This window comes from Ekhidna sp., from assembly GCF_039960695.1.
Classification (GTDB): domain Bacteria; phylum Bacteroidota; class Bacteroidia; order Cytophagales; family Cyclobacteriaceae; genus Ekhidna.
Genome location: NZ_JBDVKP010000004.1, coordinates 426598 through 441586, shown reverse-complemented (window position 1 = coordinate 441586; position 14989 = coordinate 426598). Strand labels below are relative to the sequence as shown.

Here is a 14989-nt window from a genome sequence, read left to right as displayed (position 1 = left end):
CGAAACATAAAAACGAATATTATGGAACGAAGACATGACATTGACTGGCTACGGATTATTGCAATAATATTGGTCCTGTATTTTCATACAGCAATGATCTTTACCGCCGAGTGGGATTGGCACATTAAAAACGACGAGCTTAGCTACTTGTGGCTAGAATTTAACTTCTGGCTGAGTCGATTCAGAATGCCGTTGCTCTTTTTCATTTCAGGCTATGGTACTTTTCTCGCCTTGAGAAAGCGTTCACCATTAAGGTATTTAAAAGAGCGTCACAATCGATTGGTCATACCACTTCTATTTGCAATGATTGTGGTGGTGCCGCCACAAGTATACTTTGAGCGAGTATTTAATGGAGCCACGTTTAGCTATGCAGAATTTTGGCCTACAATTTTCCAAATGATACCTTATCCGGAAGGAAGTTTATCCTGGCATCACATGTGGTTTGTTTTATACTTGTTTATTTACTCAGCAGTTTTATTACCAATATTCCTGGTACTAAAGAGAAGCAAAGTACGCGATTATATAAATGAGCTTATCAATAAACATAGCTCGATTACTTATTTGATCTTAATTGTGCCTTCTGTAATTGTTTACACGTGCTTCACTGTATACACCAACAGAACCAATGCGCTTATTGGTGATTGGGGCTGGATGAGCTACTGGGCTAGTTTCTTTTTGGCAGGCTATTTCGCTGGTATTGCACCAAGCATGTGGCAGAGAATCGAAAAGGACACCAGAACCCTCATTGGTTTAGCCCTTTTATCCACCATAATATTAAATTATTTCAGGTGGAATCGATTGGATATTGAAGGTTTTACCGAAATAGCGTATCTGGCTTTACTCCCAATATCAGGCTGGCTATGGTTACTGTCGATGCTCTCATTTGGTAAGAAATATTTAAACAAGAATCACCCAATTCTGGCATATGCCAATCAGGCCATCTATCCATTCTACATCCTACATCAAACGATTATCATAATCATTGGATACTACATTGTCACTCTGGTTGATGAAGGCATACTTGCTAAATACATATTCGTAAGTACCGCAAGCTTCATTCTTTCAGTAGCAGGGTACGAATACCTGATCCGTCCATTTCGAATTATGCGATTCCTGTTCGGTGTAAAGGAGCTGCAGGCAAAGTCGAAGAAAAAAGACTTTACTAAATTGGAAGAGCGAGCAGAATACAAGGCAGCTTAATAATTATGCATTCACTTTGGAGTAAAATATTTCCTGCGATCTATGGATTTATCATTTATGGCACCTTACGCATTGTCAACGACACAATGGGTAAGGGCTTTAAATTTTGGGAACGCCCATTGATTATCAATGTTATAGAGTTCTCGTGTGTCATATTGGTTGGCTATATTTTCACATACATTATTCGTACTCAGGAGCGTAAATACTTTGTAAAAGATGCAAGTGAAGTTACAATCAAGCGATTTGGGAAGGAGTTGTTGAGAGTCATTGGAATAGCTCTCCTGGTAGTTAATTGTACCATTATCCCGATGGCGGCAGTTACAGACGATGGATTATCTCTTAGCGATTTTGTTCAAATTAATATTATCCCAACCTTATACATAGTTTTATACTTTGCTATCCGAAGAGGTGACTTTTATGTCAAGGAATTTATAAGTAGCAAAATGAAGTTGCAGAAGGTCGAGAATGATCGCTTAAATTCAGAGTTGAATTTTCTCAAAGAGCAATTCAGTCCCCATTTTCTATTTAATGGCCTCAATAACATCTATTTTCTGATGGACAAAAGCGTCCCAGATGCCAAAAAAAGTGTAGAGAAGTTATCTGAACTACTTAGATACAGTTTGTATCAAGATCAGCAAAAGTTAGTTGATATACAGCAGGAAATTGATTTTATAAATCTATATGCTGAAGTGCATAAAACGCGAAAAGATGATGCATTGCAACTATTAACTGAATATGAAATGTTAACCGGAAAAATATATCCACACCTGTTAATTCCATTAGTGGAGAATGCATTTAAATATGTAGAGGGGACTAAACCCGTAATTGAGATAATTGCTTATGCAAAGAAGGGATATTTGATCTTTAAAGTACGCAACAGCAAGCGAGATATTCGACATACTTCAGATAGCAATGGTATTGGCATAAAGAATCTCAAACGACGCTTAGAACTACTCTATCCAAACGATCACGAGCTTAATATTTCGGAGAAGAATGAAGAATATTGTATAGAATTAAAATTACCAGCTAAATGAACATCAGTTGTTGTGTAGTAGATGATGAACCCCTTGCACGTGCTGGAATAGTCGGCTATATAGCTAAGATTCCTTATCTCAATTGCATGGGAGAATTCAACTCCGCGATTGATTTGCTTTCAGAAATGGAAGCGTTGAACCCAGATTTATTGTTTTTAGATATCGAAATGCCTCACCTAACCGGACTAGAGCTTATTAAAAACCTGAAACATCCACCCAAAGTGATCTTCACCACAGCGTATGATCAATATGCTTTGGAAGGTTTTGAACTCGATGTGCTAGACTATCTCATGAAACCAATCTCGTTTGATCGATTTCTGAAAGCTACCGAAAGAGCAAAATCATTCTTTAAAGAACAAAACGATTCTTTTTTTGTGAAAACAGATAAAAGAATGGAACGAGTTAAGTTTAATGACATCCTCTATTTAGAGTCGATGCAGAATTATGTGATTATTCATTGTGCCAGCAAAAGACTCATCACTCATAACACGCTGAAATCAATTTTTGACCTACTTCCAAAATCAAATTTTTCTCAAATTCATAAACAGTATATTGTTAATAATAGTCGGGTCAGTGCCATAGAAGGCAATCAGGTTTTGATACAAAATGTCAAACTCCCGATAAGCAGATCACATCGTTCGGGTGCGTTAAACACTATTCTAGGGGATTAGTTAACTTAGAATAATAACCCTAAATTATGAGTAAACCAGATTTCTCCAAACTATCAGCACTTTTTATCAATTGCACACTTAAGCGATCGCCTCGTCAAAGTCACACACAAGGTCTTATGGATGTATCCATGGATATAATGCGAAAAGAAGGTGTGAAAGTAGAATCTATTCGATTTGTTGATCATGATGTCGCCTACGGAGTTTATCCCGATATGACCGAACACGGAGCAGAAAATGATGCGTGGCCAGCAATCTATAAGAAGGTACAAAAGGCCAATATACTGGTAATTGGTACACCTATATGGCTTGGAGAGAAATCGTCAGTTGCAACCAAACTCATTGAACGCTTGTACGCCATGAGCGGTGATCAAAATGCTAAAGGCCAATACATCTATTATGGTAAAGTCGGCGGTTGTGTGATCACAGGAAATGAAGATGGTATTAAGCATTGTGCAATGAGTACTTTATATGCTCTTCAGCATCTTGGTTATTCCATTCCACCTCAAGCAGATTGTGGTTGGATTGGTGAAGCTGGACCTGGACCTAGTTACATGGATAAGGAATCGAAGGCATTTGAGAATGCTTTTACCAATAGAAACACCACGTTCATGACATATAATCTTATGCACTTAGCTGAAATGCTTGATAACGGGGGTTATCCTGCATACGGAAATTCTAGAAAAGACTGGGACGATGGTACGCGGTGGAACTTTGAAAATCCTGAGTATCGCTAATTCGAAAATCTGAACTTCATGTATTTGATCTTCTCTCCTTTCTCAGTCCAAATACGTTCATACTTGGTTTTGATTCCATGATGCTCTTCTAGCAATGGTGAGTTGTATAGATCAAATGTGAACTCATGATCTTTGATGTCAAACTCAGTAAGTACCTGGAGGCCGTATTCGAAAAGTTCCGTATTGTCTGTTTTGAATCTAAACCATCCATCAGGCTTTAGTATTTGCTCATATTTTTCAAGAAAACTTTTGTTGCAGAGCCTGTGTTTTTCATCCCTTTCTTTAGGTCTTGGGTCTGGGAAGGTTAGCCAGATTTCATCAAGCTCATTCTCATCAAATGACTTTAGTATTTCGACGATATGTGCGCGAAGAAAGGCTACGTTATACATGTCATTTTTTTGTGCATATTGACTGCCTTTCCATATTCTATCGCCCTTTAGGTCAATTCCTATAAAGTTTTTGTTTGGAAATTTTTCAGCTAATGAAATGGTGTATTCTCCCCAGCCACATGCCAACTCAATGACTATTTCATTATCATTACCAAAGAATTCATTCCATTTACCATGAATTGATTCGAAATTTTCTTTTCCGGGTTCTATGACATTTTTACTTGCCATGTTTTCGGAAAACTTCGTTAACTTATTTTTTTTTGCCAATTTTTATTTGATCTAGTAAATCCTTATCAACCATGAAATCTACACTTCTAACATTTGTCTTTTGCTTCATCACCTATTTTTCGTTTTCACAGGAAAATGAAACAGATGTAGTGAAGGCTATTGATGACCTCACTATTAATTGGGATAATGAAGCAAAGACGCTGCAAACTTATGCAGGCTTGGGCAGTTTTTGCGGTGAATCTCAGTACAGAAAAAAAATCATTTCAATGCTCGATAAGATTCATCATTATGACACGCTGCTGTATGGTATTGTAACCAGAAAATTTAATGCCAATGGTGATAAAGAAGCAAAGGCTACACTTGATGATATAGAAAAATTAGAGAGCGATTATACAACCAAATCATTTAGACGATTTATTCACCAGGAATGCAACACTTACAATGATATTGAGAAGAATCTTGGTGCGGCAGGAGGATCAGAATATAAGGCTGAGGTAAAGGCTTTAGAAACTGAGTTGAAGAAATATGTAGTTGAGATTACAAAACAGATTGATTTGATCGACGAACACGTCCATCATTTACATCTAGGCGAAGACTAAAGTTCTTCAATTTCCGCTACCACAAAGGTGCTTCCTGTGATTAATATTAAATCATCTGGTTGCACCTTTTGCTTTGCATGACTGATGGCTTGATTTACGTTTTTGAAGCACTCCCCTTCTATTCCATTTACCACACCTTGGATGGCAAGTTCCTCCACAATCAACGATCTGGGTACATTTGACTCAGTCCAGTAGATTTTACTCATTTTGGGGAAACTCATAAAAATAGGTTTTAGGTCTTTATCCTTAACGGTTCCAAAGACAAGGTGTAAAGTCCCTTTACAAAGTCCCGCCACTTGGTCAAATAGTACCTTCATCCCATCGACATTATGACTCACATCTGCAATTATCATTGGTTTTTCTTCCAAAACTTGTAGTCTTCCTTTAAGGCCAGTGAGTTCATTTACATTCTCAATACCGACATCTATATGTTTCTCATGAATTTGCCATCCCTCCTTTTTCAATGTCTCGATTACCGCTACTATGCCAGGGTAATTCTTAGTTAAGTAATTTGGAGCTAGACTTTTTGGAGTCCAATCGGATGCTCCAGCTTCTATCAATGGGGCATTTAGTGTGGAAGCTACTTCCTTAAATACAGGCATAGTCTCAGGTTGGATTGTGCCTATGACTACTGGAATTCTATCTTTTATAATGCCTGCTTTTTCTCGAGCAATCTCAGCTAAAGTATTTCCCAACATATCGGTATGATCAAACCCTATATTCGTAATCAGGCTAACTTCTGGCTTAATCACATTGGTGCTATCTAATCTACCACCTAGTCCTGTTTCTATGATAGCTATATCTACTTTTTCATTTGCGAAGTAATCAAATGCCATGGCCACTGTTATCTCAAAAAAGGATGGTTCTATTTCTTCAATTGCAGGCTTAATCCTTTCAACAAATTCAATCACCTTCGATTCTGAAATATTATCTCCATCTATTCGTATTCGTTCAGTGAAGGTTTTAAGATGAGGCGAAGTATATAGCCCTGTTTTATAACCGGCAGATTGTAATATGGCAGCTATACTATGGGCCGAGGTACCCTTACCATTAGTACCCGCGATGTGTACACTTTTGAATTTAGTGTGAGGTTCATTGAGGTATCTCATCAACCTATTTGTATTCGTCAGATCTTTCTTATAGGCCGCTTGGCCTACCCGCTGATACATTGGTAATCGAGCATATAAATACTCGAGCGTATCAGAATACGTCATTTAGATTTGATAATAAAAGTAATTGTACCGGAAGAGACCGGTGCGGTCTTATAATCTGCCGTCTTACTAAAAGTAAGTTTTTCGACGGCTTGCCTATATTTTCTCTCAACAACGGGAGAAACAGTTGATGTAATGGTTTCTATTTTTACCAGATATCCATCTCCATCCACTACTATCTTATACACGATCTTCCCAGACTGACTTGACTGATCATCTGGTTCTGGTTTCTTATCCCAAACCCAACCCGAAAGTGCTAAATTGGCACCTTCTGAATCTCCGGTATTTGTACCTTGACTTCCATAGATTGCGCGCTGATCAACTTCTTTTTCTTCTGTCTTTCCATCCGAAGGATTATCGCTGGATTCATTAGAATCTGTTTCTGAAGGTGTCATCACAGCTCTCGAGTCAACTTCCTGTTTTTCTTCTACTGGTTTGAGCTCCGCAGGTTTAGACTCTTCAACTTTCACCGGAGATTGTACTTCATTAGCTATTGCTTCCTCTTGCACACTTTCCTCAGCGTCTAATATTTCCTGCACAGGTTCGGCATTGCTTTGCTCATGCTGAGTTTCATCAGGTACTTCATTGGTTTGAGGTGCTTGCTGCGATGGAGATGAGGTTGCTGCTGCTCCAGCAGATGTAGTGAACCCCAGTTCTATTCCATATTCTGGAATGGGCGGAAAAGGCTCTCTCCATGCGACAATGAAATAGAACAGAATAAGCAACAACAACTGAACACCAATTGAGGTTAGCCAACCGATCCGTTTGTTTTGTTCTTCTTTCTTTTCTCTTTCGTCCATCACTCTGGTTTCGTTGCAATTGAAACTTTAGCTTTTAGTGCTGTAGCTATGCCCGCTACTTCGACCAATCTTTCTACAGGCACTGAAGCATCACAGTGAAGCACTACTATTCCTTCATTGCCTGAAAGGTTACTTCTTAAAACGGATTCCAGCGAAGATCGATTCACTCGCTGATTATTCACGAAATAGCTTAAATTTTTAGTGATTGTCACACTCACTTTTTGCATAACGATCTCTGAGGACTTGGAGGAAGGTAAATTCACTGGAAGTCCGGAAGGTGTGATAAACGAAGCAGTGAGCATGAAAAAGATCAACAACAGGAATATAATATCCGTCATCGATGACATGCTAAAGTTTGCATCCACCTTATGTTTAGATTTTAAATCCATTACTTTTTAGGTTCCTGTAGTAGATCTATAAAGTCGATAACGTTGGACTCCATGGTATGGATGACTTTTCCAACTTTCGAGACAAGGTAATTGTACCCTAAATACGCTAAAATCCCAACAAATAGACCAGCCGCTGTAGTGATCATAGCCTCATAAATGCCAGAAGAGAGCAATTTCGGACTTACTGCTCCTTCTTCCTGCGCTATTGCAATGAATGCTTGAATCATCCCTGTGACGGTTCCTAAAAACCCGATCATTGGTGCGGCACCAGAAATAGTAGCCAGCAAGTTCAAATTCTTCTCTAAGCGATAGATTTCAAGTTTTCCAACATTCTCAATACTGACCTCAATGTTTTTAAGAGGATTACCAATTCTGCTGATTCCTTTTTCAATCATGCGAGCCACAGGTGTTTCAGTTTTACTGCAAAGCATCATAGCTCCATTTATATCTCCTGAAATTACTAGTGAACGGATTTGATCTTTAAAGGACTCAGGCGTTTTTGCTGCAGCACTTAAGGTTCGCGTGCGCTCAACGAAAATGTAGATTGCCACCATCCACAATAGAAGGATGGGTATCATCATGTAGCCTCCATTTGTCAGGAGTTCCAATAATGAGATTGTTTCTTCTGATTCTAAACCCTCGAGTATAGGGTCTTGCATAACACTAATAAGCATATGTTCTTTTTATTGAGTTAATTGAACGAATTACCATTCAAACAAACTGAACGTATTATCTCTTGGATTAGTGTCTAGTACCTTAAAATCCAAATATCATTACCGTATTCAGCTTTGAAACCACCCACAGCTTGTTGTGATTCAGCCAAAGAGCCATATCCAGCTATAGCCACCCGATGAGTAACAGCATTACCAAACGGAGGTATAATTGAAGGGCTCTTGCCTTGGCCTGAGAGTTTTGTTGCATAATCCATGGCCATATCACCGTCCAAAAAGCTTCCAACAACTATATAGAAGTTTCCTGTTCTTTGACTTAATGAATTTACAGTGCCGGGAGTAGCAGCAACAGTCGTAGGCTTAGCTGCTGGTCTATTTGTTGGTGTATTTGATTTAGGTTGATTACTTGTATTATTCGCAGGCTTTTGTGTTTCTGTTTCTGTTTCAGTAGCAGCAGGTTTTTCTTCTGGCTTCTTTTCTGGTGTTGTAGTAGCAGGTTTAGGTGTGTTTTTCTCAGCTATAGGTTTTGCTTCCTCACCTCCACCTAAAGGTGACATAAACCAAAAAATAGCTCCCAATGCGGCGAAAATCACTATGCCAATGATTACTACTTTTGCAAATTTGCTTTTACTTTCAGTTGGTGCGTCAGAATAATCAGATTGATAAGTATCCATATCGGCTACTTTTTCCTCTTCTGTATCCATTAGCTCTTTCTCGAATTGAGCGAACTCATCTTCATCTAAGACATCACTGTCAAATACTGAATCTGGGACCTCTTCACCACTTTCATCAGAATCAGAGGATGTAGCATCAAAATCATCAAACGATTCTTCTTCATAGAAATCCTCCATAGTCTCATCTGAATCACCTTTATCAGATGCTTCATCTGCACTCGCATCATCTGCACCGGCTTCATCAAACGCATCGTCCATTGAACTATCGTCCTCAAACGCATCGTCCGAACCATCATCGTCAAACGCATCATCTATTGAGCTGTCATCATCGAACGCATCATCCATTGAATCATCATCTTCAAAAGAAGCTTCTAATTCTTCATCTGAAATTTGATCAGGAATCTCTTCATCATCCATTGACTCTTCTTCAAAAGAAGATTCATCCTCAGCGGACACTTCCTCTTCTTTTGATTCTTCGGGCGTTTCTTCAGCAGTAGGTTCCTCTGATTTGCTTTCTTCCTCTTCTGAGGAATCATCATCGTCATCTAATGCCTCATAATCTAATTCCGGCAAACCGAAATCTTCATCATCTCCGAAGAAATCGTCCTGGTCTTTGTCGTTGGTGTTTTCGTCTTTAGCCATAGTATGTTTTTTGACCGAACCAAGATAAAATAAAATTCAATACTAGGAAATAAAATATCAGAAACGGTACTGACCTCCTAGTTTGAATGTAATTCCTCTAGTTGGGTACCCCAAATATCGTTCGTATTCGCTATTCAACAAATTATTAACGTCAATGAATGCAGATGCCCTTGCAGTAATTAAGTATTTGGCACCTAATCCTAAATCTGTGAATGCCGGGAGCTTGACATACCCAAAATCTACGTTAGCAGGTCCTCGTATGCCTCCCATACTTGTTAAATAAGCAGAAACAATCAATTTCTCTTGAATATTATGGCTTGTAAAAGCCTTAAATACATAGGCTGGTTTATGCCATGGTCGATCAAGTGATTCCATAGAATATCCATTTATTTCAATGTTTACTCCATATGTGCTTGTAGTATTGGGCATGAAAGAAAGACCAGCTTGCAGTGTGACAACACCTACTGATTCGGTATCATATGCCAAAGTATATCTGGATGAATCTGAAGATGATGGTATATAAAAAGGTAAACCTTCTACAGAGCTGTAAATCAAACTTGCATCTAATAGGACGTTTTTTATAGGTGTTCCTTTGAATCCGCCCCCAAACTGAAGCGTATATTCAGACTGAACAATGGCCAAAGAATCATCCAGAAATTGGTTCTCATTTATCAATTGGCCTAGATTGTTCCATGTCTGTCCTCCCGAAAGCAGCCCATAAACTGACCATTTATTGTTTAAACCATAATTAACCCTTGCATTGGGATAAAAGCCTGTTTTAGAATTGTCTCCAACTTTACCCGATGAAATTTGGAAACCTGCCGTAATACTGAGGTTATCTCTTGAATGTGTAAGCCATGGATTAATATTGATCAAAGACCGGTCTATTTTAAGACCTCCACTGTATGACGCCATATTAGCGTCTACATTAAAACCTGTTTTAAATGCGTCATCTATTTTATAGTCTAATGAACCTGAAATTCCCAGATCGGTTTCTTCATTAAGGCCTGACTGACCAGTTAAATTTTGATTGGTACTAACCACTGAAGGCTTCAGTGTATATCGAACATCATCTTTGCCACCAGCTAACTCCACGTTGAATGAAAATTCGTTTAAAGAGATTTCATCAGGATCGCTTGTGTCAAAACCGCTATTGAATCTATCGGAATTGCCGTAAAAACTATATTGGCTGTTTTTGAATGATATTGCTGGCGTAATTGAGAATAACTCTTTTTTATATGTTGCTGCAAGATCAACTCCTCCTGCTGCACTGCCACTATTATCTCCATTAATCGGCCCGGATTTGAAGCTTTCATAAAAAAGCTTTGCTTGAGTATCAAAAGCACCGAAAGTTTTGAAGAGACCTGCCTCAAATAGTGGTGAGCTATAATTGCCATATCCCAGTTTTACGTAGTTCTGATAATTTTCTTTGGGATAGCTTTCTTTCAATGACTTAAAGGGGACCTCTGATTTATAATCAGGCCACTGGAATGATGGTTCATTTACTTGAAAGCTTATTTCCACCGGTTGACTGGTAAAGTTTTTGGGTGTACTTCTGATATAGATTTTATCCGCTTGAGGAAGAAGAATTTTATTGTCTTTTTCAATAACAATCTCTCCGGTAATAATCTCTCCCTGAGTTTTGGTACTATCACCCTGCGCCCAAAGGCTCAGGTTTGTAATCACGAATGCCAATATTAATATTATCCTCATTTAGTCCTTGATTTGAGTTGAATCAGATTGAATAGAATTCTGTTCAATTTCTATTAAAAGTATATTTGATTCTTGCTTAATAGTCTCATTATTAGAGTGTTGAATGATAGATCTTAAAGTAGCTTTTGCTTGGAATAATTCGTTCAATTCAATGTAGTTTCTAGCGATTAATAGATAGGATTGGTCCACCCATTGTGTATAACTTCCGTAATTTGAATTTAGGTTAAAAAGTAAATCAAGAGATTTCTTGTATTCGCCGTTTTTATAAGCCAATTGTCCCAGATAATAATTCGATTCTGCTCCATTTGCATCTTGTCCAGTAGCTAACAATTCGAAGTTTATCCTAGCATTTTCAATATTCCCGAGCTGAAACCAGCTCTTTGCTTTGATTAAAATGGCATCTTGTTCAGCATTAAGCGGTTTCCAATCGGAACTTATGATTTCATCGGCAGCCACAATTGCGTCACTGAATCGTTTAATTTTGAAATAAAGGAGCATTAATCCCTGTCTTGCATTGTAGGTGTCCTTAGTGCTCAGATTTAGATCAATCAATAACTTGTAAGCTTCTTCGGCTTCTTTTGGAAGGTCTAGCCTCTTGTTGATTTCACCTAGTCGATTCAAAATTCTACCTGTCAGCGGATTTCTGATAAACTTTAAGTCATCAAAAACTGGTTTTGCATTTTCCAATTCTTCTATTCTATAGTATGAATCAGCTTGGTAGTATTTAGCTTCAATTTTATTGCTGCTAGAAGGATAATCTTTTAAGTATTTTTCAAATGATTTAGCTGCTTTTTGATATGAAAAATCAAAATATAGCCGTTTGGCTGCTTCAAACTCAATCACCTCTAAACTTCCACTTTCAGGATTGGTCTTTTTATACTGATCGATGTATTGATCCAGATTTTTGACTTCTGTTCCAGCCTGTTGAAGTTCTTGAAGGCCTAAAATTGCGTTTATGGCTATATCAGAAGCAAGGTGGTTTTTTAAAATTGTTTCATAATCAGATTTGGCATTTTCCAAATCACCCAGATTCTTTTTAGAAACTCCTCTATTCAATAATGACTCTACTAAATATTGAGAAGTCGGATGGTTATCAACAACTTGTGAAAAATAGGAGTCTGCAGACGCGAAATTCGCTGATTCAAATTGAATCATCCCCGATTGAAACGTTGCCTGTGCTGCATATCTACTATCTGTAAACAGGGTTTTAAACGTGCTAATTGCATCAACTCCCTGCCCCATATTCTTTAATGCCATACCTTTTTGAAAAGTCAAATAGGGAGAACTTAGTTTACCGGAAAGTTCTTTGTATATATTGAAAGCTGACTGATATGATTTTGTAGCGTACAAGCAGTCTGCCAGACGTACTTTGGCGTCATTCTGTGTGCTCAGGTCTGAGACCTGTCCAGCACTTCTAAAATGAGGAAGTGCTTCCATGTATTGTTGCTTGTTGTAGAATGCATACCCAATTCCATAATGAGTGATTGCATTTAAGGTAGATTGCTTCTTATAATTACTAATTGCGTCATCGTATCGATTATTTCGCATTGCGATTTCAGCTAAATGATAATATGAACTGTTTTTTAGCGACTGATCTGTAGTGTGTTTTAGAGATTGTCTAAACCAATTATCTGCTTCAGCGAATCTGCCATCATTAAATGACAGAACTGCTTTCTGATAGGTCACCTTCTGATAAACTGCCTTTTGTGTTGCATTAAGTTCTCCAACCTTGTTTAAGTGGTCAATGGCAAGATCATAGTTAGATGTCCTTAAATAGGATTGCGCAATTAAGTTCTGCATGGCTTCACGCCTTGGAGAGTCTTTAAAAAAGCTTAAGTAGTCAATCGCATAGCTAATAGCTTGTGCATACTGCTCCAATTTCGCATTGATACTGGCTGTCTGGAAATATGATTCTTCTTTGATTACTTCATCTTTTGATACTGACGCTTCCACATAGGCACTCAGAGCCTTTTCATAATCTTTCTTCTTCAAGAAGAGCCTTCCTAATTGAAATGCACTCAACTGTGCATACTCACCTCCTTGTAAACCTGATTCAGTTAAAAACTGAATTGCTAAGTCTTCATTGCCAATTTTAAACTTAGAAACGCCAGCCTGATAGTATAAAGCGGCAGAAGGTTTAGATGGATGCAACTCAATTGCACGTTCAAAAAAGGCATCTGCTTTGGCTGCTTGATCTTTAAGGGCATAAGCTTCACCAATCAACTGATGAAACCCTGAATTTGTCAAGGTCTTTTCATCCGAAAGTTCACTCTGCGTCATGGCGATGACTTCTTCAGCTTCTTTATTCTCAAGCTTCATTTTCGCGATGAAGAATTTAGCAGAATTACCAAACTCTTGAGAGTCTTTGACCTTTTCAAAATATACTAAAGCCTCATCTCTAGTTCCCAAATGATAGGCTGCAAAGCCTTCATAATAGTCTAGCTTTTTGATTTGATCAAATCCACTTTTACGTGAAAATTGAAACAGATTTTTGGCACTTTTATAATTGGCTTCATTAAGCTTTAATAAACCATAGACATAGCCGAAGGATGCTTGATCATTTTTGGTAAGATCTGTAGCCGTCACACCAGATAAATACTTTTCACTCTTTATTGTGTCATCTGCATAGAAGAAATATTCTCCGATGTGATAACTTACTAATGGCTTTATAGGATGTTTCGGATTATCAGACAACCATTTTTCAATTCGCTCCCCATCTCCATTACCAGTTTTTAACTCGCTGAGTAGTAGGAGTATTTCCTCATCCTTCGATTTATTCTCTTTCGACTTCAGACTTCCGATGACACTTTGATATTTTCTAGCCTGAAAACTTTCAAAAGCTGAAAGCCCTGAGAATGAATCACTGGTAATTGAATTTTGCGCGGCAGATAGATGAAGTGAAATCCCAAAGATTAAAACAAGGTATTTTCTCAATGTTGAATAGTTTTTGACCATCAAGTGGAACGAATATTTAATTTGAAATTGTATTAGTTCATCAATTTATATACCAATTCTGTTAAAACAGGACCTTCTTTTTTTGTAGCATATCCAATTCCCTTTGATTGCATATCTGCTTCATGCAAATGCTTGATATTTTGAGCCACTTTATGAATCGGATAATTTCGTGCTGCTTGTAAATATTCTTTAACAAAAAAGGGATTGACTCCAATTAACGATGCAATTGCCTTATCGTTTTTATTTTCCGCATGATGAATAAGCAAAAGTTTACTGAAATATGAAAACAAGCTATAAATCGTCAAAACGAGGGGATTATTACCTGGGTTCGAAGCAAAATAATCGGCAATCTTATGGGCTTTAAGCTTGTTCATAGCACTCAATGCCTTTTGAAGTTCAAATATGTTGTAGTCTTTACTTATACCAACATAACGTTGGACCATTGCTGAGTCAATCTCCTGGCCCTTTTTTACATTAAGTAATAGCTTCTCTACTTCATTTGCCAATCGCTGCAGATTGTTGCCAATATTCTCTGACAGCATCATTACAGCTCCATCATCGATTTTAACACTTTTTGCCTTGCAAAAGGATCTAATCCAATCCGGAACCTGATTATCATAAAGCTTCTTTGCGTTTAGAAAGACCGAATTCTTCTCAATTACCTTTCCAAACTTCGTGCGTTTATCTACAGACTTATACTTATACCCAAACACCAAAATGGTGCTTGCCAACGGGTTTTCAAGGTAGTTGATCACCAAAGTTTGTTTATCATCTTTGGTCCAATCACGCATTTCCTGAGCTTCTTTCACAATAACTACCTGGCGCTCCCCCATCATTGGATAGCTACGAGCAGCCCCAATGACATCTGTCAGGCTGGTATCTTTTCCATAAAGTATGATCTGATTAAAGCTTCGCTGGCTTTCATCCAATGCTAAAGTCTCAATGTTTTCAATAATATTATCGATGAAGAATGTTTCTTCACCTTGAAGAAAATAAACTGGAGCGAATGTGCCGCTCTTAATATCCTTTAGGATTTCAGTATAATCTGATGCCATATTTTTCAAAGGTAAAGGCTACCT

General features: G+C 37.9%; 14 protein-coding genes. 5 read left to right on the top strand and 9 right to left on the bottom strand.

Going from position 1 to position 14989, the window contains the following annotated elements; all coding sequences use genetic code 11:
• The first annotated feature begins 21 nt into the window (after positions 1 to 21).
• The 4 genes from ABJG98_RS02690 to ABJG98_RS02675 are packed head-to-tail and all read left to right on the top strand — an operon-like array spanning position 22 to position 3639.
• Positions 22 to 1200 carry an acyltransferase family protein gene (locus ABJG98_RS02690; protein ID WP_348277920.1) on the top strand — a complete coding sequence of 393 codons (1179 nt, stop codon included), beginning with the start codon at positions 22 to 24 and terminating at the stop codon, positions 1198 to 1200.
• Positions 1201 to 1205: 5 nt separating this feature from the next.
• Positions 1206 to 2234 (top strand): histidine kinase, encoded by a 1029-nt coding sequence (locus tag ABJG98_RS02685; protein ID WP_348277919.1) that lies wholly within the window; start codon positions 1206 to 1208, stop codon positions 2232 to 2234.
• Complete coding sequence (locus tag ABJG98_RS02680; protein WP_348277918.1) at positions 2231 to 2905, top strand: LytTR family DNA-binding domain-containing protein; 675 nt, start codon at positions 2231 to 2233, stop codon at positions 2903 to 2905. The genes ABJG98_RS02685 and ABJG98_RS02680 overlap by 4 nt, the downstream gene beginning before the upstream one ends.
• A gap of 26 nt (positions 2906 to 2931) precedes the next feature.
• Positions 2932 to 3639, top strand: a complete 708-nt coding sequence (locus ABJG98_RS02675) for an NAD(P)H-dependent oxidoreductase (protein WP_348277917.1) — start codon at positions 2932 to 2934, stop codon at positions 3637 to 3639.
• Here ABJG98_RS02675 and trmB read toward each other — a convergent pair.
• Positions 3636 to 4295, bottom strand: coding sequence for a tRNA (guanosine(46)-N7)-methyltransferase TrmB (gene trmB, locus ABJG98_RS02670; RefSeq protein WP_348277916.1), 660 nt, complete (start codon positions 4293 to 4295; stop codon positions 3636 to 3638). The genes ABJG98_RS02675 and trmB overlap by 4 nt on opposite strands.
• A gap of 32 nt (positions 4296 to 4327) precedes the next feature.
• Between trmB and ABJG98_RS02665 the strand changes: the two genes are divergently transcribed.
• Complete coding sequence (locus tag ABJG98_RS02665; protein ID WP_348277915.1) at positions 4328 to 4855, top strand: hypothetical protein; 528 nt, start codon at positions 4328 to 4330, stop codon at positions 4853 to 4855.
• Here the strand turns inward: ABJG98_RS02665 and ABJG98_RS02660 are convergent.
• The 8 genes from ABJG98_RS02660 to holA all read right to left on the bottom strand — a co-directional run bounded on the left by ABJG98_RS02660 (position 4852) and on the right by holA (position 14965).
• Positions 4852 to 6069, bottom strand: a complete 1218-nt coding sequence (locus ABJG98_RS02660) for a folylpolyglutamate synthase/dihydrofolate synthase family protein (RefSeq protein ID WP_348277914.1) — start codon at positions 6067 to 6069, stop codon at positions 4852 to 4854. The genes ABJG98_RS02665 and ABJG98_RS02660 overlap by 4 nt on opposite strands.
• Complete coding sequence (locus ABJG98_RS02655; RefSeq protein ID WP_348277913.1) at positions 6066 to 6866, bottom strand: hypothetical protein; 801 nt, start codon at positions 6864 to 6866, stop codon at positions 6066 to 6068. Before ABJG98_RS02655 ends, ABJG98_RS02660 begins: the two co-directional genes overlap by 4 nt.
• A complete protein-coding gene (locus ABJG98_RS02650) occupies positions 6866 to 7255 on the bottom strand; it encodes a biopolymer transporter ExbD (protein ID WP_348277912.1) in 390 nt (129 codons plus the stop codon). Before ABJG98_RS02650 ends, ABJG98_RS02655 begins: the two co-directional genes overlap by 1 nt.
• Entirely contained in the window at positions 7255 to 7929 is a 675-nt protein-coding gene (locus tag ABJG98_RS02645; RefSeq protein ID WP_348277911.1) for a MotA/TolQ/ExbB proton channel family protein, read from the bottom strand. Before ABJG98_RS02645 ends, ABJG98_RS02650 begins: the two co-directional genes overlap by 1 nt.
• Before the next feature lie 74 nt (positions 7930 to 8003).
• Positions 8004 to 9242 carry a hypothetical protein gene (locus tag ABJG98_RS02640; RefSeq protein ID WP_348277910.1) on the bottom strand — a complete coding sequence of 413 codons (1239 nt, stop codon included), beginning with the start codon at positions 9240 to 9242 and terminating at the stop codon, positions 8004 to 8006.
• A gap of 57 nt (positions 9243 to 9299) precedes the next feature.
• A complete protein-coding gene (locus tag ABJG98_RS02635) occupies positions 9300 to 10955 on the bottom strand; it encodes a hypothetical protein (protein ID WP_348277909.1) in 1656 nt (551 codons plus the stop codon).
• Positions 10956 to 13889 carry a tetratricopeptide repeat protein gene (locus ABJG98_RS02630; RefSeq protein ID WP_348277908.1) on the bottom strand — a complete coding sequence of 978 codons (2934 nt, stop codon included), beginning with the start codon at positions 13887 to 13889 and terminating at the stop codon, positions 10956 to 10958.
• 53 nt (positions 13890 to 13942) lie between these two features.
• The gene (gene holA, locus ABJG98_RS02625; protein WP_348277907.1) at positions 13943 to 14965 is read right to left on the bottom strand and encodes a DNA polymerase III subunit delta; all 1023 of its coding nucleotides are present in this window, start codon (positions 14963 to 14965) and stop codon (positions 13943 to 13945) included.
• Between the last annotated feature and the right edge of the window lie 24 nt (positions 14966 to 14989).

What these genes read in the sequence shown, in the direction of transcription:
- ABJG98_RS02690 (WP_348277920.1), top strand. Translation starts at nt 22, where the DNA reads ATGGAACGAAGACATGACATTGACTGGCTACGGATTATTGCAATAATA.
- ABJG98_RS02685 (WP_348277919.1), top strand. Translation starts at nt 1,206, where the DNA reads ATGCATTCACTTTGGAGTAAAATATTTCCTGCGATCTATGGATTTATC.
- ABJG98_RS02680 (WP_348277918.1), top strand. Translation starts at nt 2,231, where the DNA reads ATGAACATCAGTTGTTGTGTAGTAGATGATGAACCCCTTGCACGTGCT.
- ABJG98_RS02675 (WP_348277917.1), top strand. Translation starts at nt 2,932, where the DNA reads ATGAGTAAACCAGATTTCTCCAAACTATCAGCACTTTTTATCAATTGC.
- ABJG98_RS02665 (WP_348277915.1), top strand. Translation starts at nt 4,328, where the DNA reads ATGAAATCTACACTTCTAACATTTGTCTTTTGCTTCATCACCTATTTT.
- ABJG98_RS02660 (WP_348277914.1), bottom strand. Translation starts at nt 6,069, where the DNA reads ATGACGTATTCTGATACGCTCGAGTATTTATATGCTCGATTACCAATG.
- ABJG98_RS02655 (WP_348277913.1), bottom strand. Translation starts at nt 6,866, where the DNA reads ATGGACGAAAGAGAAAAGAAAGAAGAACAAAACAAACGGATCGGTTGG.
- ABJG98_RS02650 (WP_348277912.1), bottom strand. Translation starts at nt 7,255, where the DNA reads ATGGATTTAAAATCTAAACATAAGGTGGATGCAAACTTTAGCATGTCA.
- ABJG98_RS02645 (WP_348277911.1), bottom strand. Translation starts at nt 7,929, where the DNA reads ATGCTTATTAGTGTTATGCAAGACCCTATACTCGAGGGTTTAGAATCA.
- ABJG98_RS02640 (WP_348277910.1), bottom strand. Translation starts at nt 9,242, where the DNA reads ATGGCTAAAGACGAAAACACCAACGACAAAGACCAGGACGATTTCTTC.
- ABJG98_RS02635 (WP_348277909.1), bottom strand. Translation starts at nt 10,955, where the DNA reads ATGAGGATAATATTAATATTGGCATTCGTGATTACAAACCTGAGCCTT.
- holA (WP_348277907.1), bottom strand. Translation starts at nt 14,965, where the DNA reads ATGGCATCAGATTATACTGAAATCCTAAAGGATATTAAGAGCGGCACA.